This window comes from Neisseria gonorrhoeae, assembly GCF_003315235.1.
Classification (GTDB): domain Bacteria; phylum Pseudomonadota; class Gammaproteobacteria; order Burkholderiales; family Neisseriaceae; genus Neisseria; species Neisseria gonorrhoeae.
In genome coordinates this window covers 1-21853 of the sequence record NZ_QNRU01000019.1, presented here as the reverse complement: position 1 = coordinate 21853, position 21853 = coordinate 1, and the positions used below count along the sequence as shown (strand labels likewise).

The 21853-nt window shown below is 50.0% G+C and carries 20 protein-coding genes and 2 pseudogenes; 15 read left to right on the top strand and 7 right to left on the bottom strand.

The annotated features are described in order from the left end of the window. The first annotated feature begins 412 nt into the window (after nt 1-412). Nucleotides 413-724 carry a hypothetical protein gene (locus tag DFR77_RS08440; protein ID WP_003688925.1) on the top strand — a complete coding sequence of 104 codons (312 nt, stop codon included), beginning with the start codon at nt 413-415 and terminating at the stop codon, nt 722-724. A gap of 49 nt (nt 725-773) precedes the next feature. Here DFR77_RS08440 and DFR77_RS13820 read toward each other — a convergent pair. The 4 genes and pseudogenes from DFR77_RS13820 to DFR77_RS08425 all read right to left on the bottom strand — a co-directional run. After that, nucleotides 774-923 (bottom strand): annotated as a pseudogene (locus DFR77_RS13820) (IS5/IS1182 family transposase); the annotation flags it as partial. 63 nt (nt 924-986) lie between these two features. Then, nucleotides 987-1754 (bottom strand): 1-acyl-sn-glycerol-3-phosphate acyltransferase, encoded by a 768-nt coding sequence (locus DFR77_RS08435; RefSeq protein ID WP_003688926.1) that lies wholly within the window; start codon nt 1752-1754, stop codon nt 987-989. An 87-nt stretch (nt 1755-1841) separates the two neighbouring features. Continuing rightward, on the bottom strand, nt 1842-2669 hold the full coding sequence (gene mutM, locus DFR77_RS08430) for a DNA-formamidopyrimidine glycosylase (protein ID WP_003688927.1): 828 nt from the start codon (nt 2667-2669) through the stop codon (nt 1842-1844). A gap of 52 nt (nt 2670-2721) precedes the next feature. Next, a complete protein-coding gene (locus tag DFR77_RS08425; protein ID WP_003688928.1) occupies nt 2722-3387 on the bottom strand; it encodes a class I SAM-dependent methyltransferase in 666 nt (221 codons plus the stop codon). Between the two features lie 178 nt (nt 3388-3565). On the opposite strand from DFR77_RS08425, the gene DFR77_RS08415 reads away from it, so the two are divergent. The 6 genes from DFR77_RS08415 (at nt 3566) to DFR77_RS08390 (ending at nt 11198) form a co-directional block, all read left to right on the top strand. Then, nucleotides 3566-5542, top strand: a complete 1977-nt coding sequence (locus DFR77_RS08415; protein ID WP_003692972.1) for a LysM peptidoglycan-binding domain-containing protein — start codon at nt 3566-3568, stop codon at nt 5540-5542. Nucleotides 5543-5609: 67 nt separating this feature from the next. Further along, nucleotides 5610-6302, top strand: coding sequence for a 16S rRNA pseudouridine(516) synthase (locus DFR77_RS08410; protein ID WP_003700016.1), 693 nt, complete (start codon nt 5610-5612; stop codon nt 6300-6302). 473 nt (nt 6303-6775) lie between these two features. After that, a complete protein-coding gene (locus DFR77_RS08405) occupies nt 6776-8146 on the top strand; it encodes a sodium-dependent transporter (protein ID WP_003692969.1) in 1371 nt (456 codons plus the stop codon). Between the two features lie 232 nt (nt 8147-8378). Then, on the top strand, nt 8379-9035 hold the full coding sequence (gene cmk / locus DFR77_RS08400; RefSeq protein ID WP_003688932.1) for a (d)CMP kinase: 657 nt from the start codon (nt 8379-8381) through the stop codon (nt 9033-9035). Between the two features lie 152 nt (nt 9036-9187). Then, nucleotides 9188-10873, top strand: coding sequence for a 30S ribosomal protein S1 (gene rpsA / locus DFR77_RS08395; protein WP_003692967.1), 1686 nt, complete (start codon nt 9188-9190; stop codon nt 10871-10873). Between the two features lie 10 nt (nt 10874-10883). After that, entirely contained in the window at nt 10884-11198 is a 315-nt protein-coding gene (locus DFR77_RS08390; RefSeq protein WP_002213349.1) for an integration host factor subunit beta, read from the top strand. Between the two features lie 195 nt (nt 11199-11393). Here DFR77_RS08390 and DFR77_RS08385 read toward each other — a convergent pair whose 3' ends face one another. Continuing rightward, nucleotides 11394-11801, bottom strand: coding sequence for a MerR family transcriptional regulator (locus DFR77_RS08385; RefSeq protein WP_003688937.1), 408 nt, complete (start codon nt 11799-11801; stop codon nt 11394-11396). Between the two features lie 122 nt (nt 11802-11923). On the opposite strand from DFR77_RS08385, the pseudogene DFR77_RS08380 reads away from it, so the two are divergent. From DFR77_RS08380 to ispG, 7 genes and pseudogenes are all read left to right on the top strand, one after another. Further along, nucleotides 11924-13061: pseudogene (locus DFR77_RS08380) on the top strand (S-(hydroxymethyl)glutathione dehydrogenase/class III alcohol dehydrogenase). An 8-nt stretch (nt 13062-13069) separates the two neighbouring features. Then, nucleotides 13070-13897, top strand: coding sequence for an S-formylglutathione hydrolase (fghA, locus tag DFR77_RS08375; RefSeq protein ID WP_003692962.1), 828 nt, complete (start codon nt 13070-13072; stop codon nt 13895-13897). Nucleotides 13898-14426: 529 nt separating this feature from the next. Further along, nucleotides 14427-15578: a cell division protein ZapE gene (gene zapE, locus DFR77_RS08370; RefSeq protein ID WP_003688944.1), complete on the top strand. Its 1152-nt coding sequence runs from the start codon at nt 14427-14429 to the stop codon at nt 15576-15578. 58 nt (nt 15579-15636) lie between these two features. Further along, nucleotides 15637-16062 (top strand): nucleoside-diphosphate kinase, encoded by a 426-nt coding sequence (gene ndk, locus DFR77_RS08365; RefSeq protein ID WP_003688947.1) that lies wholly within the window; start codon nt 15637-15639, stop codon nt 16060-16062. A 143-nt stretch (nt 16063-16205) separates the two neighbouring features. Further along, nucleotides 16206-17300: a dual-specificity RNA methyltransferase RlmN gene (rlmN, locus tag DFR77_RS08360; protein WP_003688948.1), complete on the top strand. Its 1095-nt coding sequence runs from the start codon at nt 16206-16208 to the stop codon at nt 17298-17300. A gap of 2 nt (nt 17301-17302) precedes the next feature. Next, nucleotides 17303-18064 carry a type IV pilus biogenesis/stability protein PilW gene (gene pilW, locus DFR77_RS08355; RefSeq protein ID WP_003688950.1) on the top strand — a complete coding sequence of 254 codons (762 nt, stop codon included), beginning with the start codon at nt 17303-17305 and terminating at the stop codon, nt 18062-18064. A 15-nt stretch (nt 18065-18079) separates the two neighbouring features. Continuing rightward, complete coding sequence (gene ispG, locus DFR77_RS08350) at nt 18080-19345, top strand: flavodoxin-dependent (E)-4-hydroxy-3-methylbut-2-enyl-diphosphate synthase (protein WP_003688953.1); 1266 nt, start codon at nt 18080-18082, stop codon at nt 19343-19345. A gap of 53 nt (nt 19346-19398) precedes the next feature. Here the strand turns inward: ispG and clpP are convergent, their stop codons facing one another. Next, the gene (clpP, locus tag DFR77_RS08345) at nt 19399-20013 is read right to left on the bottom strand and encodes an ATP-dependent Clp endopeptidase proteolytic subunit ClpP (protein WP_003688955.1); all 615 of its coding nucleotides are present in this window, start codon (nt 20011-20013) and stop codon (nt 19399-19401) included. A 95-nt stretch (nt 20014-20108) separates the two neighbouring features. Next, complete coding sequence (gene tig / locus DFR77_RS08340) at nt 20109-21419, bottom strand: trigger factor (RefSeq protein ID WP_020996804.1); 1311 nt, start codon at nt 21417-21419, stop codon at nt 20109-20111. A 223-nt stretch (nt 21420-21642) separates the two neighbouring features. Between tig and DFR77_RS08335 the strand changes: the two genes are divergently transcribed. Further along, nucleotides 21643-21853 (top strand): transposase (locus tag DFR77_RS08335; RefSeq protein WP_071290446.1); only part of this gene is annotated, 211 nt, incomplete at its 3' end.

Below are 21853 nucleotides of genomic sequence, written 5' to 3'. Positions count from 1 at the left end.
CAGGCAATGCGCGATAAAACCCGCCTGTCGTATTTTTCCTATAACATTTGTTTTATCTGATAATTCTTTACCGATAAAAAACGGGTAAATTTTTTGCCTTTTGACCGGCTCCGGCTACAAGGCGATGAAATAAGGATTTTCCGACGAAAAAGGAAAACTTCCGGTTTTCCGCCCCTGCGAATTGTTAAATTTTGCAAAGTATGATTTTTGCCACGCCGCCGCCGACAAATTCCATTTTCTTACCGATTGGAATTTATTATTGAGATTAATATGTTATTTGAATTTGCATATCAAACGGCAAGTTTTGTCGGCTGAATGAGTCTGAAACTGCCGACAGTTTGCCCGTTCCATCCTTCCATCCTATACTGGAAGGAATTACAAACTGAAAGGATCGTCATGTCCGTCAATAAAGATGCTTGCCATACTGTTGTCTGCAATACTGGGACTGGTATCAACAACTGCCGCTGCCGGTACGTCAGAACCCGCCCACCGACATACCAAACATATCAGCAAGGCAAACAAGCAGATGCTGCACCCCGAATGCAGGAAATATTTGGAACGCCGTGCCGCGTGGTACCGATCGCAAGGCAACGTGCAGGAATTGCGCGAAAACAAAAAGGCGCGCAAAGCATTCCGCACCCTGCCTTATGCGGAACAGAAAATCCAATGCCGGGCGGCTTATGAGGCTTTCGATGATTTCGACGGCGGCAGGTTCCGCCGTTAATCCCATATAAAATATGCTGTCTGAACACAAGTTAAGATGGCATTTTCCATAGATATAGTGGATTAAATTTAGACCGGTACGGCGTTGCCTCGCCTTGCCGTGCTATTTGTACTGTCTGCGGCTTCGCCGCCTTGTCCTGATTTAAATTTAATCCACTATACAACAAACTATCCTTACGGCATTTCTTTTGAGGTACTCCCGTTACCGCAGCCTTAAGGCATCCGCAAAAGCGAATCATACCGCTACATTCCGACAACCGCTTTCAGACGGCAACATCCGCATCGCCTGCGACAACGGCACGGATGCTTTCTTCGATTTTATCTTTTAAAGCATAACGGTCTTCGCTTTCCGCCGCGTCCGCCACGCAAACGAAATCGACTTTGATAGTCAGTTTTTTCATAGACACGATTCGCCACAGGCAAGTCGGCAAACCGACATCGGCATACGACGGACGGGCCGTCCTTTTTCCCGTTTCGTCATAATAACGCAGTGCGACCGCCAAAACCTTTGCCCCCGCATCGATGGCGGATTGGAACAGCGCAGCCTTGAACGGCAGGAGCCCCAGTCCGGAGGAAGTTCGCGCCTCAGGGAAAAAACTGACGTTTTGACCGCGTTGCAAGGTTTCGCAGACGGCGCGGTTAATCGGTTCGATGTCGCGCCGCGAATTGCGGTTGATGAACACCGTTCCCGCGTTCTGCCCCATCTTGCCCAATACCGGCCAGCTTTTGATTTCCTGCTTGGCGATAAAGCTACTCGGATAAACCGCGCTCATCGCGAAAATATCCAGCCAGGACACGTGGTTGGCGGCAACCAAGACACCGTTCGGATGTTCGGGTGCGGGTCTGCCCACCTCCAATCCGATATCCAAAGCCGCCAAAGCGCCCTTGCCCAACGCTATAACTGCCCGATTGCGCGACTTGGGGCAGCCGCCGTCAATACCGCGCAGGTTTTTGCCGGTTTTGAACAGCCAGACCGTCAAGCGGCACAAGCGGCGCAGACGTGTAAAAAATGAAGCTTTATTTGAAGACATGGGCAATTCTTTCCCGATAATCGGTGTTTGTTGTTGAAACGTTCGGACGGCATACCGATAAAATGCCGTCAGAAACCGTTTTCCGCCCTATTTCTGACAGTTCGTGCAATAAAACGTGCCGCGCTGCCCCAAAGTTTCTTTCACAACCAAACCGCCGCACCGGAGGCACGGCTGATTGTGCCGCCCGTACACCGTATATTCCTGTTGAAAGTAGCCGCTTTTGCCGTCACTGTCCACAAAATCCCTCAGCGTACTGCCGCCCGTTTCAATGGCGCGCTGCAACACCGCTTTGACGGTTTCAACCAAAACCGCGCACTCTTTCTTTTTTAGGCGGTTGGCAGGACGGTGGGGCGAAATGCCCGCCCTGAACAGACTCTCGTTGGCATAAATATTGCCCACGCCGACCACGACGGTATTGTCCATCAGAGCGAGTTTGACCGCGCGTTTCTGCGCCTTCAGCCCCGCATACAGATAATCCGTGCAAAATGCCTCCGACAAAGGCTCCGGCCCCAGTTTTTCCAACAGCGGATGACGTTCTTCGATTCCCTCATACCAAAGTATCGCGCCGAACTTTCTCGGATCGCGGTAACGCATGACCGTGCCGTCTGAAAACACAATATCGACGTGATCGTGTCTGTCCGGCCTGCCGATACGTCCGTCCGACGGCGTAAAGATCCGCAAGCTGCCCGACATCCCCAAGTGAATCAGCAAAATCCCCGTTTGGAAACGGACAATCAGATATTTGGCACGCCTGCCGCAGGACAAAACCTGCCGGCCGGACAAAATCTCCCCCAAATCGGGATTGATCTGCCAGCGCAGCTTCAGTTGGCGCAATATCACGGCTTCCACCGTTTTTCCTTCAATATGCGGCGCGATGCCGCGCAACGTCGTTTCCACTTCCGGCAATTCCGGCATAACCCCTCCCGACATTTCTTCTGACAGATGCCGTCTGAAAGACGGCCGTCCCTTAATCCGCAACCCTTGCCGCACCCGCCGCAAGGGCTTTGCCGCCCCAATACCCGTCCCACGCGGGCAGGGGCGTTACGCCCGCCGCCCTTTTGACCAAAACCAAACCGTACACTGCGGCACATTGCGGCCACCAACGGTCGCCCGCCTTTTCCATAAACCGCCAAAAGCGTATTTGCCCGAGCGACGAAACGGGAGGCAGATACACCATGAATTTCCCAAATTCAATATCGAAACCGGCATCGGCAAGCTGCCTTTTCAACTCGGGCAGCGGCAGACAAAACCGTTTTTCCGGCAGACGGACACCGTCAAACCAACGGCAGAATCCCCAAAGCGAATACGGATTGAAACCCGTCAGCATCAAACGTCCGGACGGTTTCAATATCCGGTGCGCTTCCGACAGGATTTGCGAAGGTACGCCGCATTCCAGCGTATGCGGCAAAAGCAGCATATCCGCAAAAACATCCGCCAAAGCCATATTCTCCGCCGACATCGACATATCTCGCGGCACACAGACAATGTCTTCAGACAGGCTCAGCCACTGACCGCCCACCTGAACCGCACACATTCCCGAAAAACGGTATGACGCCACATACCGATTAAAGAAGTCCTGTTCCAATTTTGCAACATACCGCCCCATCGCCGTATCTTCAAACCATGCATCCATATTGCGTCCGTTTCAAACAGATTGCCTGCCGATATTTTATTCCAAACAGGATTTCTGTCAAAAAACACATCGGCCGCCCATTTCCGAATCCGCATAAAGTTCCTGTAAAACTTGACGCTTTTTCAGTCAAACAGTACCATCGGACGATAAAATATGTTTATTCCGCCGAGTATAAATCATGTCCAAACTCAAAACCATCGCCCTGACCGCATCAGGTCTGTCCGTTTGTCCGGGTTTCCTATATGCCCAAAACACCTCATCACACCAAGTCGGTTTAGCGATTATGCGGTTAAACTCTTCAATACTCGACCTGCCACCGACAAAACAATATTTCCAATCCGGCAGCCTGTGGGACGAGCTGCGCCAAGGCTTCCGGATGGGCGAAGTCAATCCCGAACTGGTACGCCGCCACGAAAGCAAATTCATCGCAAGCCGCAGCTATTTCGACAGGGTCGTCAACCGGAGCCGACCCTATATGTACCATATCGCCAACGAAGTCAAAAAACGCAATATGCCCGCCGAAGCCGCCCTGCTTCCCTTCATCGAAAGCGCGTTCGTCACCAAAGCCAAATCACACGTCGGCGCATCGGGCCTGTGGCAGTTCATGCCCGCTACCGGCAGGCATTACGGCTTGGAAAAAACACCGGTTTACGACGGCAGGCACGACGTTTACGCAGCCACCGATGCCGCACTCAACTATCTGCAATATCTCTATGGACTGTTCGGCGACTGGCCGCTCGCCTTTGCCGCCTACAACTGGGGTGAAGGCAACGTCGGACGCGCCGTCAACCGCGCCCGCGACCAAGGGCTCGAACCGACCTACGAAAACCTGCGTATGCCCAACGAAACGCGCAACTATGTCCCCAAGCTGCTCGCCGTGCGCAACATTATTGCCACCCCCCAATCTTTCGGCATGAATATCAGCGACATAGACAACAAACCCTATTTTCAGGCAGTCGAACCGGGCCGTCCGCTCGACAACGAAGCCATCGCCCGGCTTGCCGGCATCACGCAAAGCGAGCTGCTCGCCCTGAATCCTGCATTCAACGTCCCCGCGTTCATCCCCAAAAACAAACGCAAACTGCTGCTTCCTGTCGCGTCCGTCCAAACCTTCCAAAGCAACTACCTCAACGCCGCACCCGACAGCCTGTTTTCATGGGAAGTCTATACGCCTGCCGCCAAAACCAGCCTGTCCGACATCTCGACGGCAACCGGCATGAGCATTGCCGACATCAAACGCCTCAACAACCTGAACGGCAACCTTGTCAACGCAGGACGCAGCATCCTTGTCGCCAAGAACGGCAAGACCCTTCATACGGCATCGGAATCCGTCGTTTCCATCGACATCGACAATACGCCCGACACCTACCGTTCCAATATGCCGGCAGGCACGGTGAACGTCAGCATTGCCCGAATCCAACCCGCCGCCGCACAGACAGCGGACATTACCGTCGCACCTTTGCCGCAAGAAACCGTCCGTACGGAACCCGATCCCCTTGTCCGCATTGCCGAACCCGCCCTTGCGACAGCCGCAGCGCAACCTCAAACCGAAAAACAGACTGCCATGCCGTCTGAAACCCAAACCGCAACACTCGCGCAGGTCATCCCCCCAAACGACATGCAGGCGGCAGACGAACTCATGCAGCTTGTTGCCCGAAACAACCTGCGCCGGCAGGCTGAAGAAACCATCTCCGCCGTCATCGGCACGCCTGACACAGTTGCCGAACACAACATTTCCTCATCTCCGCAACATACCGTTGCCGCCGACGGCAAACGCCGGGCACGTTTGGAAACGCGCGTAGCCAAAGCTGCCGACGGCGAAGCCGAAACCTCCCCGCTCCATGCCAGCATCCACCGCGTTGTAGAAGGCGACACCCTGTTCAACATTGCCAAACGCTACAACGTCAGCGTAGCCGACCTGATTGTCGCCAACAACATCAAAGGCAACACCATCCAAAAAGGACAGGTACTCCGCCTGGCGCAGGCAGCCCCTGCCCAAACCCGTATTGAAAAAGTATCCTACACCGCGCGCAAAGGCGACACCTTCAAAAGTATCGCCGCGCGCTTCAATATCCATATCGACGACATCCGCCGGCTCAATCCCAACCTGAACACCATCAATCCGGGACAGAGGGTCAAACTGATTGGAAGCTGATTCGGATACGGCACATGACAGGACTTTCTCAGTCCTGTCTTTTTCATCCCACATTTCCCATACCATCATGAAACTCATCAAATACCTGCAATATCAAGGCATAGGAAGCCGCAAGCAGTGCCAATGGCTGATTAGGGGCGGCTACGTCTCCATCAACGGAACCTGCATGGACGACACCGATGCAGACATCGATTCCTCATACGTCGAAACGTTGGATATTGACGGGGAAGCAGTAACCGTCGTTCCCGAACCCTATTTCTACATCCTGCTCAACAAGCCTGAAGATTACGAAACTTCGCACAAACCGAAACACTACCGCAGCGTATTCAGTCTGTTCCCCGACAATATGCGGAACATCGATATGCAGGCGGTCGGCAGGCTGGATGCGGATACGACCGGCGTATTGCTGATTACCAACGACGGCAAACTGAACCACAACCTGACTTCGCCGAGCAGAAAAATTCCCAAGCTATACGAAGTAACGCTCAAACACCCTACAGGAGAAACGCTCTGCGAAACTTTGAAAAACGGCGTGCCGCTCCACGACGAAAACGAAACCGTTTGTGCCGCCGATGCCGTTTTGGAAAATCCGACCACCCTGCTGCTGACCATTACCGAAGGAAAATACCACCAAGTCAAACGCATGGTTGCTGCCGCCGGCAACCGCGCGCAACACCTTCACCGCCGGCGATTCGCACATTTGGAAACAGAAAACCTCAAACCCGGGGAATGGAAATTTATCGAATGTCCGAAATTCTGAAACAAAATTCCATAATTTCCCTATATTCAACCATATGCTTATTAAATAAGCAGTTTTACAAAAATTAACTCAAAAAACAGTTAGTTTACAATATAATCCGCTTGTCTAAGTAACGCCTGTTCAAGCAGGATTATGAGCAAGACGTTTTCCCCGTAATGTGTTTTGCCATCTATACTTCTCCCCTTGTATAGATGGTTTTCTATTTCAAATTCCCTCTCTTTCATCATCATTGAAATGCTATCATTAATATGATTAACAAAATTTCACTTCCGTACACCGATGTAGAAAAATAACAGATTAATCTGTTCATAAACTCCGATTCTTCCTCATCGGTTTATACTCATCAGAAATATTCACTGAAATATATGCATTTTACATGGAAAATCACTAGGCAGTTGAAAAACATTCAGTCAATTTCTGTTAAGAATCACGTGTAAAATTTCCGCTTTATCTCAATCGGACACGGTTTCAATATGTCTTCCCCTTCAAATACCAACCGTCAAACCTGGTCCAGCCGTTTGACTTATATCCTTACCGTTGCCGGCGCGACTGTCGGTTTCGGCGCGACGTGGCGTTTCCCGTATTTGGTCGGTGAAAACGGCGGCGGCGCGTATGTGTTTTTATTCTGTATCGCGATGCTGGTTATCGGCATCCCGATGATTTTGGTGGAAAACGTCATCGGACGGCGCAAAGGCGTGAACGCGCTGGATGCGTTCGGCGGCCCGATGAACGGCAAACCTGTTGCCAAAATTTGGAAACTGGTCGGCCGGATGGGGCTGCTCGGCGCGTTCGGCATCATGGCTTATTATATGGTACTCGGTGGCTGGGTAATCAGCTATATCGTTAATATTATTGGAGGAAATTTGAATATTTCCAGCCCCGTCGACGGTGTGGTTACAAAAGGCTTCTTTACCGAACACATTGAAAACAGCCCTTGGGAAATTGCGTCTTATACGCTGCTTTTTGTCGCCGTGAACCAATGGATTTTGGTCAAAGGCGTTATCGGCGGCATTGAAAAAACGGCGAAATACCTGATGCCTCTGCTGTTTTTGTTCCTAATCGCGATGGTCGTCCGCAACGTTACCCTTCCGGGCGCAATGGAAGGGGTTGCTTTCTATCTGAAACCTGATTTCAGCAAGATTACCGCCGAACTGTTCGTCTTCGTTTTGGGACAGGTATTTTTTGCCCTGAGCCTGGGTTTCGGCGTGATGATTACCTTATCCAGCTATCTGGATAAAAACGAAAATCTGGTTCAGACGGCAGTTATCACGGCAATTACCAATACCATCATCGCTGTACTTGCGGGCTTTATGATTTTCCCGTCGCTCTTCAGCTTCGGCGTCGCGCCCAATTCCGGCCCGACTTTGGTGTTCCAAAGTTTACCGATTGTGTTCTCACATATGTGGGCAGGACCTGTGTTCGCCGTCATTTTCTTCTCTCTGCTCCTGATTGCCGCGTTGACAACTTCGCTGACGATTTATGAAGTGTTGATTACGACCATTCAGGAAAAAACCAAAATCCGCCGTACCGCCGCAATCACGATTGTATTGTCCGTCATCTTCGTTTTCGGCAACATCCCGTCTATTTTGAGCTATGGCCCGTGGAAAGACGTTTCCGTGTTCGGCAAAAATATTTTCGATGCCTTCGACTACATCAGCGGCAACATCTTGTTTATGCTGACCGCGCTCGGTTCCGCATTGTTTGTCGGTTTTGTGATGAAGGACGAAGCGAAGGAAGAATTGCTTTATAAAGGCAACCATACGACGGTCAATATTTGGTTTGCCTATGTGAAATACCTTGTGCCGCTGGTGATTCTGCTGATTTTCGTCAGCAACCTGTTCTAATCCGCAGCAATCAATGCCGTCTGAAGGTCATACCTCTTTCAGACGGCATTGCATTGATGCCCGCCACGCCGGAATCCGAACCGGCTTGCCGGCTTCTGTCGGACGCTTTCCGGGCAAGCGGCGTTCCGTCTGCTTAGACAATCGTCCTTTAAAACAGGTAGAATCCGCCCCAACGGGAAACACACCCTTCAGACGGCAAAACCCATACCCCAAACCATCAGGAATCCCCCTTATGAACAGACAAAAAGTCATCGCCATCGACGGTCCGGGCGCATCGGGCAAAGGCACGGTCGCCGCCCGCGTTGCCGCCGCATTGGGATACGATTATCTCGATACCGGCGCGCTCTACCGCCTGACCGCCCTATATGCACAAAAACAAGGCGTGGAATGGCACGATGAAGAAAACGTTTCCGCACTTGCCAAAAAACTGCCCGCCGTATTTTCAGGCAACCGCATCCTACTTGATGGCGAAGACGTTTCAGACGGCATCCGGACAGAAGCCATCGGTATGGGCGCATCCGCAGTTGCGCAATGGCCCAAAGTCCGCGCCGCACTGCTGCAACGCCAACGCGATTTTCTGACCGAAAAAGGACTGGTTGCCGACGGACGGGACACCGGATCGGTCGTCTTCCCCCAAGCCGAACTCAAAATTTTTCTGACAGCCGAATCTAAAATCCGTGCCGAACGCCGCGCCAAACAAATCGGCATTCCCTGCGAAGGTTTCACATTCGAGCGCATCCTGTCCGACATCGAGACCAGAGACGAAGCAGACCGAAACCGCAAGGTTGCCCCCCTGAAACAACAGCCCGATGCCCTGCTTTTGGATACGAGCCGCCTAACTATAGAAGAAACTGTAAAAAAAGTGCTTGATTGGTATCGTAAAGTTTAAATTTTCAGGTATAATCGCCCGCATTGCGCTTCAGACAGCATGAATTTCCATGTGCCGTCTGAAACCTTATTTACCCGCCTGCCGTGCCAAGGACTGCAGACACCCACCAACCCAACCCGCACCCCTTGGCGGTGTACCGAAAAGAGTTATATATGTCTATGGAAAATTTTGCTCAGCTGTTGGAAGAAAGCTTTACCCTGCAAGAAATGAACCCGGGTGAGGTGATTACCGCTGAAGTAGTGGCAATCGACCAAAACTTCGTTACCGTAAACGCAGGTCTGAAATCAGAATCCCTGATCGATGTAGCTGAATTCAAAAACGCTCAAGGCGAAATTGAAGTTAAAGTCGGCGACTTCGTTACCGTTACCATCGAATCCGTCGAAAACGGCTTCGGCGAAACCAAACTGTCCCGCGAAAAAGCCAAACGCGCAGCCGATTGGATCGCTTTGGAAGAAGCCATGGAAAACGGCAACATCCTGTCCGGCATCATCAACGGTAAAGTCAAAGGCGGCCTGACCGTTATGATCAGCAGCATCCGCGCATTCCTGCCGGGTTCTTTGGTCGACGTACGTCCCGTTAAAGACACTTCCCATTTTGAAGGCAAAGAGATCGAATTCAAAGTGATCAAACTGGACAAAAAACGCAACAACGTCGTTGTTTCCCGCCGCGCCGTTTTGGAAGCCACTTTGGGTGAAGAACGCAAAGCCCTGCTGGAAAACCTGCAAGAAGGCTTCGTCATCAAAGGCATCGTCAAAAATATCACCGACTACGGCGCATTCGTTGACTTGGGCGGCATCGACGGCCTGCTGCACATCACCGATTTGGCATGGCGTCGCGTGAAACACCCGAGCGAAGTCTTGGAAGTCGGTCAGGAAGTTGAAGCCAAAGTATTGAAATTCGACCAAGAAAAACAACGTGTTTCCTTGGGTATGAAACAACTGGGCGAAGATCCTTGGAGCGGTCTGACCCGCCGTTATCCGCAAGCCACCCGCCTGTTCGGCAAAGTATCCAACCTGACCGACTACGGCGCATTCGTCGAAATCGAACAAGGCATCGAAGGTTTGGTACACGTCTCCGAAATGGACTGGACCAACAAAAACGTACACCCGAGCAAAGTCGTACAACTGGGTGACGAAGTCGAAGTCATGATTTTGGAAATCGACGAAGGCCGCCGCCGTATCTCTTTGGGTATGAAACAATGCCAAGCCAATCCTTGGGAAGAATTTGCCGCCAACCACAACAAAGGAGACAAAATCTCCGGTGCGGTTAAATCCATTACCGATTTCGGCGTATTCGTCGGCCTGCCCGGCGGCATCGACGGTCTGGTTCACCTGTCCGACCTGTCTTGGACCGAATCCGGCGAAGAAGCCGTACGCAAATACAAAAAAGGAGAAGAAGTCGAAGCCGTCGTATTGGCAATCGATGTGGAAAAAGAACGCATCTCCTTGGGTATCAAACAACTGGAAGGCGATCCTTTCGGCAACTTCATCAGCGTGAACGACAAAGGTTCTTTGGTTAAAGGTTCCGTGAAATCTGTTGATGCCAAAGGTGCTGTTGTTGCCCTGTCTGACGAAGTAGAAGGCTACCTGCCTGCTTCCGAATTTGCAGCCGACCGCGTTGAAGACTTGACCACCAAACTGAAAGAAGGCGATGAAGTTGAAGCCGTCATCGTTACCGTTGACCGCAAAAACCGCAGCATCAAACTTTCCGTTAAAGCCAAAGATGCCAAAGAAAGCCGCGAAGCACTGAACTCCGTCAATGCCGCCGCCAATGCGAATGCCGGTACCACCAGCTTGGGCGACCTGCTGAAAGCCAAACTCTCCGGCGAACAAGAATAAGGTTGCAGACATGACAAAGTCTGAGTTAATGGTTCGCTTGGCAGAAGTATTTGCCGCCAAAAACGGCACGCATCTTCTGGCAAAAGACGTAGAGTACAGCGTAAAAGTCTTGGTTGACACCATGACCCGATCGCTTGCCCGAGGTCAACGCATCGAAATCCGCGGTTTCGGCAGCTTCGATTTGAACCATCGTCCTGCCCGCATCGGTCGCAATCCCAAAACCGGCGAGCGCGTGGAAGTACCTGAAAAACATGTACCCCACTTCAAGCCTGGTAAAGAATTGCGCGAGCGGGTCGACTTGGCTTTAAAAGAAAATGCCAATTAAACCTTAGCATCAAAACGCCGCTGGTACGCGGCGTTTTTTCTTTGGTTTAACTTCATCCGCTGCTTCAATACCTTAAGCCAAGCAAGCAACGGATTAGAGCGTGGATTTTTTACCATTGCTTACAATCCGCTTTTTAAACAACAAATTGTTGATTTCTATTACGAACAGGACAAAATCCTGCTTATTGCACTAAAACTAAGCCGTTTCAGGAATTTGCGGCAAATTTACAGCTTTTACCGAGCCTAATGCTTTCGCTTTTTGGTAAAACGCCAATTTGTATTCAAGCAAATCTAAATAACGTTTTAATTCGGCAATTTGACACTTCACATTTTCTATTTGATTTTCAAACAAGGAAAGGCGTTCTTCAATGGTATCGTCGCCAATGACGGTACATTCCGCAAAGCGTTTGATGTCTTTTAAGCTCATTCCCGTATTTTTCAAGCATTGCAATAAGTACAACCATTGCAAATCGTTATCGGTAAAACAACGGTTACCGTATTCATCACGTCCGATATTAGGCAACAAGCCTTCTTTGTCGTAAAAGCGTAAAGTGTGGGCGGAGATGCCTATTTTTTCGGCAGCTTTGGCAGTGGTATAAGTCATTTTCCCTCCCTCTAAACAAAAAACGGTAAAAAAACACTTGCCTTAGAGTGAACTCTAAAATGTAAACTGTTGCTATGTTGCTCAGGCAAGGCTATTTTGTTAATGAATTAAGAGGAAAGACAATGGAAATGAAACAAACCGATTCAACCATCAAATCTCGTGCGGCGGTGGCATTCGCCCCTAACCAACCCTTACAAATTGTGGAAATCGACGTGGAAATGCCGCGTAAAGACGAGGTGTTAATTCGTAACACCCACACTGGCGTGTGCCATACTGATGCATTTACCTTATCAGGAAGCGATCCTGAAGGCGTATTCCCTGTGGTGCTTGGACACGAAGGTGCGGGTGTGGTCGTTGCTGTGGGCGAGGGTGTGTCAAGCGTAAAACCGGGTAATCACGTCATTCCGCTTTACACCGCAGAATGTGGCAAATGTGAGTTTTGCCTCTCGGGTAAAACCAATTTATGCGTCTCAGTGCGTGATACACAAGGTAAAGGCTTAATGCCAGACGGCACGACGCGTTTTTCTTATCAAGGTCAGCCGATTTATCACTATATGGGCTGTTCGACTTTCAGTGAATATTCTGTTGTTGCCGAAGTTTCACTGGCGAAAATCAACCCGAAAGCCAACCACGAACAAGTATGTTTGCTCGGCTGCGGCGTTACCACTGGTATTGGTGCGGTACATAACACGGCAAAAGTACAAGAAGGCGATTCTGTTGCCGTGTTTGGCTTGGGAGCGATTGGTTTGGCTGTGGTGCAAGGTGCGCGTCAAGCCAAAGCCGGTCGCATTATCGCCATTGATACCAATCCTGCAAAATTCGAGTTGGCAAAACAGTGTTGGTGCAACTGACTGTTTGAGCCCGAAAGATTACGATAAACCAATCAAAGATGTGTTGTTAGACATCAACAAATGGGGCATTGACCACACCTTTGAATGTATCGGCAATGTAAACGTAATGCGTCAGGCATTAGAAAGTGCACACCGAGGTTGGGGACAATCCATCATCATCGGCGTAGCGGATGCAGGACAAGAAATTTCAACGCGTCCGTTCCAATCGGTAACAGGCCGTGTTTGGAAAGGCTCGGCATTTGGTGGTGTTAAAGGCCGCTCCGAGCTTCCGAAAATGGTGGAGGATTCAATGAAAGGCGATATCCAATTAGAACCATTTGTGACCCATGCAATGACCCTTGATCAAATCAATGAAGCCTTTGAGTTAATGCACGAAGGTAAATCGATCCGCGCTGTTATTCATTACTAAGGTCCACGATGAAACTGATTGAACAACATCAAATTTTTGGTGGTTCGCAACAAGTTTGGGCGCATCATGCCCAAACGCTTCAATGCGAAATGAAATTTGCCGTCTATTTGCCGGATAATCGGGAAAATCAACCGCTTGGTGTGATTTATTGGCTTTCCGGCTTGACGTGTACGGAACAAAATTTCATTACCAAATCGAGCTTCCGGCGTTATGCGGCAGAACATCAAGTGGTTGTGGTCGCCCCCGATACCGGCCCTCGCGGAGAGCAAGTGCCGAACGGTGCCGCTTATGATTTAGGACAGGGGGCAGGCTTTTATTTGAATGCGACCGAACAGCCTTGGGCGGCGAATTATCAAATGTATGATTACATTTTGAACGAGTTGCCCCGTCTGATTGAGGAGCATTTTCCTACCAACGGCAAACGTTCCATTATGGGGCATTCGATGGACGGACACGGCGCATTGGTATTGGCACTACGGAATCGGGAACATTATCAAAGTGTTTCTGCCTTTTCGCCTATTTTATCGCCAAGCCTCGTACCGTGGGGAGAAAAAGCCTTTACTGCTTATTTAGGGAAAGACCGTGAAAAATGGCAGCAATATGATGCTAACTCACTCATTCAACAAGGCTATAAAGTGCAAGGTATGCGTATCGATCAGGGCTTGGAAGATGAGTTTTTGCCGACACAATTGCGTACCAAAGATTTTATCGAAACCTGTCGTGCGGCAAATCAGCCAATCGATGTGCGTTTCCATAAAGGATACGATCACAGCTATTACTTCATCGCCAGTTTTATTGGTGAGCATATCGCTTATCACGCCGCATTTTTGAAGTAAGTCAAAGAGCGGTCAGTTTTCAAAGCAGTTTGGAATAGCCGGCACGAGGGCGGTAAGAAGTGCCGGCATAAACGTATGCCGCCTGAACCGGAAGGAGCCGGCCCTACGGATTACCAAACCCTGCCCTTGATTTGATTAGTATGATTTTTAAGCTTAAACCCTGATTGATCAAACATTAAAATCGCCCGTATTTCCTACTTCACTTTCGGGCTTCGTATTATTCGTTGCCGAATTTGCATAAGCAACCTGTTCCTGTTGTGTTTTCGCCCCCTCCAAGCTGACGGTGGCGTAACAGCTTCGCGATTCACCATCTGTTTCATTTGTCCTCCTTCAATATTAAAACGCAGCCTGAAATAAAAGGCATTTTGGCTCATATCTGCACCATATTAAAACGCCGCCTTTGCTTATACCCCCTTTGTGCGCGTCATTATTCTTTTCCACGGGAAACGCCAAGTTTGAAGGAAATCATTTATAATACCAGCGGTAAGCATTTTCTTTCTTAGCCGCAAGAAGTATAACAAGGTTAAATATGAATAATAGAGACCAACTTTTTAAAGCCCCGCCGTTTGAAAACCACAGCCCGCTGACCTGGTATCAGGCTGCCTCACAACTGCCCAACTTCATCCGCGACGACGCACAGGCGGCCGCCATCGAACACCTTGACCGGCTTTGGACCGAATTGATGATGTTCAAACGCAAAAGAAACCGTTTTTTAGGCAGGAGTTTGCGTTCCCCGCAAGTTCCCAAAGGGCTTTATTTCTATGGCGGAGTCGGACGCGGCAAGAGCTTTCTGATGGACGCTTTTTTCGGCTGCCTCCCTTACCGCCGCAAACGCCGCGTCCACTTTCATGCCTTTATGGCGGAAATCCACCGGCGGCTGAAAGCCCTGAAAAGCGAAAGCAACCCGTTGAAATCCGTTGCCGCCGAGATTACCAAAGAAACCCGAGTATTGTGTTTTGACGAATTTCATGTCAGCGATATTGCGGATGCAATGATTTTAGGCCGTCTGCTGGAAAACCTGCTTAACGAGGGCGTTGTTTTGGTGGCGACTTCAAACTACGCGCCTTCCGAACTCTACCCGCAAGGTCAAAACCGGAGCGGTTTTCTTCCCACAATCGCGCTCATCGAGTCCAGTCTGACCGTCTTAAACGTTGACGGAGGGGAAGACTACCGGCTGCGTACCCTCCGCCCCGCCGAGATTTTCTTTACGCCTGCCAATGAAGAAAATGAGGCAAAACTGGCAAAACTGTTCAAAGAAATGACAGGCATTACCGATTTGAACCCCGGCATCAGCACCATCCACGGCCGGGAAATTCCCCACAAAGCCGAGTCCGGTCGTACCATATGGTTTGATTTCCGCGCACTGTGCTTCAGTCCCCGCTCACAGTCCGACTATCTGTATTTGGCCGAACATTATGAAATGGTTTTTATTTCAGGTTTGGAACAACTCTCACCGCAAGAAAAGGCGGAGGCGCGACGGCTGACTTGGCTGATTGACGTACTCTACGATTTCCGGGTCAAACTGTGTGCCACCGGCGCGGTAGATGTCAACCATATCTACACGGAAGGCGATTTTGCCGAAGAATTTACCCGCACCGCCAGCCGGATGGTCGAAATGCAGTCCGAAGTTTATTTGGAACAGCCGCACCTGACCTTATCTCCCAAGGCTTCAGGCGGATAAGTTATTTTTTTGGTAGAATACCGATTTGATTCTTCTTAAGTAAAAATAAGGATATAGCATGGCGATTGAACGTACCATATCCATCATCAAACCCGATGCCGTCGGCAAAAACGTTATCGGCAAAATATACAGCCGCTTTGAGGAGAACGGTCTGAAAATCGTTGCCGCCAAAATGAAGCAGCTTACCCTCAAAGAAGCCCAAGAATTTTATGCGGTTCATAAAGACCGCCCCTTCTATGCCGGATTGGTTGAATTTATGACCGGCGGTCCGGTTATGATTCAAGTACTGGAAGGCGAAAACGCCGTTCTGAAAAACCGCGAACTGATGGGGGCGACCAATCCCACCGAAGCCGCAGAAGGCACGATACGCGCGGACTTTGCCACTTCGGTCAGCATTAACGCCGTACACGGTTCCGACAGTGTGGAAAATGCCGCTTTGGAAATTGCCTACTTTTTCAGCCAAACCGAAATCTGCCCCCGTTGATACAATACACCGCCCAATTCCTATTCAGACGGCATAAAATATATCCATGCCGTCTGAAAACTCTGTTGCAAAAGACTTCAAATCAAACTTGCCTGCCCTGCAATTTTTTATTTGAAGCCTTAATTTAAGAAAAACACAAATACATGAAAACCAATCTGCTCAACTACGACCTTCAAGGGCTAACCCGACATTTTGCCGATATGGGTGAAAAACCATTCCGCGCCAAACAGGTTATGCGTTGGATGCACCAATCCGGCGCGCAAAATTTTGACGAAATGACCGATTTGGCAAAATCGTTGCGCCATAAACTGAACGAACAGGCAAGCATCGAAATTCCCAAGCTGATGATGTCCCAAGAATCTTCAGACGGCACTCGAAAATGGCTTTTGGATGTCGGTACGGGGAACGGCGTGGAAACCGTCTTCATCCCCGAATCGGATCGCGGCACGCTCTGCATTTCCTCGCAAGTCGGCTGCGCTTTGGAATGTACATTTTGTTCGACCGGCCGGCAGGGCTTCAACCGCAATTTAACCGCTGCCGAAATCATCGGACAGTTGTGGTGGGCAAACAAAGCGATGGGCGTTACACCGAAAAACGAGCGTGTGATTTCCAACGTCGTCATGATGGGCATGGGCGAGCCGATGGCGAACTTCGACAATGTCGTTACCGCCTTGAGCATCATGCTGGACGACCACGGCTACGGTTTGAGCCGCCGCCGCGTAACCGTTTCCACTTCGGGTATGGTTCCCCAAATGGACAGGTTGCGCGATGTCATGCCGGTGGCCTTGGCGGTTTCCCTCCACGCTTCCAATGACGAAGTCCGCAACCAAATCGTACCGTTGAACAAAAAATATCCCTTGAAAGAATTGATGGCCGCATGCCAACGCTATCTGGTCAAAGCGCCCAGGGATTTCATCACTTTCGAGTATGTGATGCTGGACGGTGTCAACGATAAGGCACAACATGCATACGAACTTATTGAACTGGTCAAAGATGTTCCCTGCAAATTCAATTTAATCCCGTTTAATCCTTTCCCTAATTCGGGATATGAACGTTCAAGTAACGAAAACATCCGTATTTTCAGAGATATCCTGCAACAAGCCGAATTTGTCGTTACCGTTCGAAAAACTCGTGGCGACGATATCGATGCCGCCTGCGGACAGTTGGCAGGTCAGGTTCAGGATAAAACGCGCCGCCAACAAAAATGGCAGCAGATTTTAATCGGACAACAGGGGTAATTATGCCTTTTAAGCCATCCAAACGAATCTCTTTATTACTTGTTCTTGCCTTGGGCGCGTGCAGCACTTCCTACCGCCCCTCGCGGGCAGAAAAAGCCAATCAGGTTTCCAATATCAAAACCCAGTTGGCGATGGAATATATGCGCGGTCAGGACTACCGTCAGGCAACGGCAAGTATTGAAGATGCCTTGAAATCGAACCCTAAAAACGAGCTTGCCTGGCTGGTCCGTGCCGAAATCTATCAATACCTGAAAGTTAACGACAAGGCGCAGGAAAGTTTCCGGCAAGCCCTCTCCATCAAACCCGACAGTGCCGAAATCAACAACAACTACGGCTGGTTCCTGTGCGGCAGGCTCAACCGCCCTGCCGAATCTATGGCATATTTCGACAAAGCCCTGGCCGACCCCACCTACCCGACCCCTTATATTGCCAACCTGAATAAAGGTATATGCAGCGCAAAACAGGGGCAATTCGGATTGGCGGAAGCCTATTTGAAACGTTCCCTCGCCGCCCAGCCGCAGTTCCCACCCGCATTTAAAGAACTGGCGCGCACCAAAATGCTGGCCGGGCAGTTGGGCGATGCCGATTACTACTTTAAAAAATACCAAAGCAGGGTAGAAGTCCTTCAGGCCGATGATTTGCTGCTAGGCTGGAAAATTGCCAAAGCCCTCGGCAACGTGCAGGCGGCATACGAATATGAAGCACAATTGCAGGCAAATTTCCCCTACTCGGAAGAATTGCAAACCGTCCTCACCGGTCAATAAACAGATTCAAACTATATGAACACACTCCAACGCCGCAAGACGCATCAAGTCCTCATCGATCATATTACCGTCGGTTCAGAAGCACCCGTCGTTATCCAATCTATGACCAACACCGACACTGCCGATGCAAAAGCCACCGCATTGCAGATTAAGGAATTGAGCGATGCCGGCTCGGAAATGGTGCGGATTACCGTCAACAGCCCCGAAGCCGCGTCCAAAGTTGCCGAAATCCGCCGCCGCTTGGACGATATGGGCTATGCCACACCACTGATTGGCGATTTCCATTTTAACGGCGAACGCCTGTTGGCGGAATTTCCCGAATGCGGCAAAGCATTGTCCAAATACCGCATCAATCCCGGCAATGTCGGCAAAGGCGTAAAAGGCGATGAAAAATTTGCCTTTATGATTCGGACTGCTGCTGAAAACGATAAAGCCGTCCGTATCGGCGTAAACTGGGGTTCTTTGGATCAGAGCCTCGCCAAACGTATGATGGATGCCAACCTCGTTTCTTCCGCGCCGAAACCGCCCGAAGAAGTGATGAAGGAAGCACTGATTGTCTCCGCTTTGGAATCTGCCGAAAAAGCCGTTCTATTGGGACTGCCCGAAGACAAAATCATCCTGTCGTGCAAAGTCAGCGCGGTTCATGATTTGATTCAGGTTTACCGCGAACTGGGCAGCCGTTGCGTCTATCCGCTGCATTTGGGTTTGACCGAAGCCGGTATGGGCAGCAAAGGCATTGTCGCATCAACGGCGGCATTATCTGTTTTGCTTCAAGAAGGAATTGGCGACACCATCCGCATTTCACTCACTCCGGAACCGGGCAGCCCGCGTACTCAGGAGGTCGTCGTCGGGCAAGAGATTTTACAGACTATGGGTTTGCGCTCGTTTACGCCGATGGTTACCGCCTGCCCGGGATGCGGGCGTACCACCAGTACCGTATTTCAAGAGCTGGCACAAGATGTTCAAAATTACCTGCGCCAAAAAATGTCTATATGGCGTACCCTTTATCCCGGGGTTGAATCCCTGAACGTTGCCGTAATGGGCTGCGTTGTCAATGGCCCCGGAGAAAGCAAATTGGCCGACATCGGAATCAGCCTTCCCGGTACGGGGGAAACACCCGTCGCACCTGTTTATGTAGATGGGGAGCGCAAAGTCACACTGAAAGGTAATAATATTGCAAGCGAATTCCTAGCTATTGTAGAGGAATATGTTAAAACCAATTATGGCAAAAACAGTTCTAAACGCAATAAAGGAAAAGTCATCCCGATACAGTCTCTATAAAACAAATGCCGTCTGAACGTTTCAGACGGCATTTGTTTCTCTCAGATTTCTTATTAAAGCCGCAAAGAAGCGCGGTTTTCCAAAACTTGGTCGATCAAACCATATTCTTTTGCTTCTTCGGCAGACATGAAATTATCACGGTCGGTGTCGCGCTCCAAATCTGCCAAATCGCGGCCGCAATGTTTCGCCATCAGGCGGTTGAGTTTTTCTTTGATTTTCAACAACTCGCGTGCGTGGATTTCAATGTCGGATGCCTGACCGCCCAAGCCGCCGCTGATTAAAGGCTGGTGAATCATAATCCGGCTGTTGGGCAGGGCGAAACGTTTGCCTTTCTCGCCTGCCGACAATAAGAACGCGCCCATACTTGCCGCCTGCCCCAAGCACAAAGTCGATACATCGGGCTTGATGAAATTCATCGTGTCGTAAATCGACATACCGGCCGTTACCGAGCCGCCGGGGGAATTGATGTAGAAGAAAATATCCTTATCCGGATTCTCACTTTCCAAAAACAACAGTTGGGCGACCACCAGATTAGCAGACTCATCGGTTACCGGGCCAACCAGAAATACGATGCGCTCTTTCAAAAGCCGGGAATAGATATCGAATGCACGCTCACCGCGACCGCTCTGCTCGATAACGGTAGGGACAAGATGGTTATCAAAAGACATTTCGTCTCCTTTCATGATGGAAAAGCACCAAAGCGGGCTTTAAAAACGGCTTCGGTGCTTTCAAAAACTGCCTTCAGACAGCATTTTCAGAACAATCAGGCTTGCGCGCCCATCACTTCGTCAAAAGACAAAGCTTTTTTGTTTACTTTGGCTTTGCCCAAAACGAAATCAACAACGTTGCTTTCTACTGCCAAAGAAGTCGGGGCTTGCAGGCGGGAAGTATCTGCGTAGTACCAGTCAATCACTTCTTGAGGATCTTCGTAGCTTTCTGCGAAGTTGGCGACAACGGCTTTGATTTGCTCTTCAGTCGGTTCCAGTTTGTTTTCGTCAACCAGTTTGGCCAAAATCAGACCCAAAGATACGCGACGTTCGGCTTGTTCTTTGAACATATCCAAAGGCAAATCCAAGTTCGCGGCATCGGTCATACCTTGGTTAACGAAGTTTTGTTTCATTTCGTTTGCCAGGCGGGCGGCTTCTTCATTGACCAAAGCAACCGGAACTTTCAACTCTACGGCTTTAATCAGCGCGTTCATTACGGATTCTTTGGTTTGTTCGTTCACGCGGCGTTCCACTTCGCGGCTTACGTTTTTCTTCACTTCTTCACGCATTTTGGCAACATCGCCATCCGCAATACCCAAGGCTTTTGCAAAATCTGCATCGACTTCAGGCAGAGTGGGCTCGGAAACATTGTTCAGCGTAATGGTGAACACGGCAGTTTTACCGGCAACATCTTTGCCGTGGTATTCTTCAGGGAAGTTGACGGTAACGTCTTCACTTTCGCCCGCTTTCATGCCGACTACGCCGGCTTCAAATTCAGGCAGCATTTGACCTGCGCCCAATACGAAGGCGTAGTTTTTGGATGCGCCGCCGGCAAAAGGTTCGCCGTCGATTTTGCCTTCAAAGTCGATGATGACGCGGTCGCCGTTTCGGGCTTCGCGGTCAACATGGTTGAAGCGGGTACGTTGTTTACGCAGGATTTCTACAGTTTGGTCGACTTCGGCATCGCCGACGGAAGCGGTTACTTTTTCGACCTCTTGTGCAGACAAATCGCCGATAACGACTTCGGGGAACACTTCAAAAATGGCGGCAACTTTGAAAGACTCTTTATCGTCTTGTTCTTCAACGCCTTCAAAACGTGGATAGCCTGCCACTTTCAACTCTTGGGCAACGGCAACATCGTAGAAGCGGCGTTGCACCAGCTCGTTGATCACGTCGTTTTGCGCGCTCGCACCGTACATTTGGGCAATCATTTTTAAAGGTGCTTTACCCGGACGGAAACCGTCGATTTTTGCACGGCGTTGGGTTTGTTTCAGTTTTTTATCGGTTTCTGCGTTGATTTCGGACCAAGGCAGGGACAACACTACTTTGCGTTCCAGATTTTCTAAAATTTCAACAGTTACGCTCATCATAAGCCCTTAAATTTGTTGTGTTGATAAAATGATAAACCTTCTTCCCTGCATGGGGAAGCAAACAGCGCAACGGTACGATATTTGAACCGCATTGCCGCAAAGGGGAAATTTTAGCTGGCAAGTATATCACAATGTTTCGCCTGAAACATAATATGCCGAGACCTTTGCAAAAATCCCCAAAATCCCCTAAATTCCCACCAAGGCATTTAGGGGATTTTCCATGAGCACCTTCTTCCGGCAAACCGCCCAAGCCATGACTGCCAAACACATCGGCCGCTTCCCGCTATCGGAGTTGGACCAGGTGATTGATTGGCAGCCGATCGAACAATACCTGAACCGTCAAAAAACCCGTTACCTCCGAGACCGCCGCGGCCGTCCCGCCCATCCCCTGTCGTCCATGTTCAAAGCCGTCCTGCCCGGACAATGGCACA

Excerpts from the sequence above, each read along its gene's own strand:
- DFR77_RS08385 (WP_003688937.1), bottom strand. The coding sequence starts at position 11,801 with ATGACTTATACCACTGCCAAAGCTGCCGAAAAAATAGGCATCTCCGCC.
- pilW (WP_003688950.1), top strand. The coding sequence starts at position 17,303 with ATGCCTTTTAAGCCATCCAAACGAATCTCTTTATTACTTGTTCTTGCC.
- DFR77_RS08435 (WP_003688926.1), bottom strand. The coding sequence starts at position 1,754 with ATGTCTTCAAATAAAGCTTCATTTTTTACACGTCTGCGCCGCTTGTGC.
- ndk (WP_003688947.1), top strand. The coding sequence starts at position 15,637 with ATGGCGATTGAACGTACCATATCCATCATCAAACCCGATGCCGTCGGC.
- DFR77_RS08425 (WP_003688928.1), bottom strand. The coding sequence starts at position 3,387 with ATGGATGCATGGTTTGAAGATACGGCGATGGGGCGGTATGTTGCAAAA.
- rpsA (WP_003692967.1), top strand. The coding sequence starts at position 9,188 with ATGTCTATGGAAAATTTTGCTCAGCTGTTGGAAGAAAGCTTTACCCTG.
- rlmN (WP_003688948.1), top strand. The coding sequence starts at position 16,206 with ATGAAAACCAATCTGCTCAACTACGACCTTCAAGGGCTAACCCGACAT.
- mutM (WP_003688927.1), bottom strand. The coding sequence starts at position 2,669 with ATGCCGGAATTGCCGGAAGTGGAAACGACGTTGCGCGGCATCGCGCCG.
- DFR77_RS08390 (WP_002213349.1), top strand. The coding sequence starts at position 10,884 with ATGACAAAGTCTGAGTTAATGGTTCGCTTGGCAGAAGTATTTGCCGCC.
- ispG (WP_003688953.1), top strand. The coding sequence starts at position 18,080 with ATGAACACACTCCAACGCCGCAAGACGCATCAAGTCCTCATCGATCAT.
- cmk (WP_003688932.1), top strand. The coding sequence starts at position 8,379 with ATGAACAGACAAAAAGTCATCGCCATCGACGGTCCGGGCGCATCGGGC.
- DFR77_RS08410 (WP_003700016.1), top strand. The coding sequence starts at position 5,610 with ATGAAACTCATCAAATACCTGCAATATCAAGGCATAGGAAGCCGCAAG.
- DFR77_RS08415 (WP_003692972.1), top strand. The coding sequence starts at position 3,566 with ATGTCCAAACTCAAAACCATCGCCCTGACCGCATCAGGTCTGTCCGTT.
- tig (WP_020996804.1), bottom strand. The coding sequence starts at position 21,419 with ATGAGCGTAACTGTTGAAATTTTAGAAAATCTGGAACGCAAAGTAGTG.
- clpP (WP_003688955.1), bottom strand. The coding sequence starts at position 20,013 with ATGTCTTTTGATAACCATCTTGTCCCTACCGTTATCGAGCAGAGCGGT.
- DFR77_RS08440 (WP_003688925.1), top strand. The coding sequence starts at position 413 with ATGCTTGCCATACTGTTGTCTGCAATACTGGGACTGGTATCAACAACT.
- zapE (WP_003688944.1), top strand. The coding sequence starts at position 14,427 with ATGAATAATAGAGACCAACTTTTTAAAGCCCCGCCGTTTGAAAACCAC.
- DFR77_RS08405 (WP_003692969.1), top strand. The coding sequence starts at position 6,776 with ATGTCTTCCCCTTCAAATACCAACCGTCAAACCTGGTCCAGCCGTTTG.
- fghA (WP_003692962.1), top strand. The coding sequence starts at position 13,070 with ATGAAACTGATTGAACAACATCAAATTTTTGGTGGTTCGCAACAAGTT.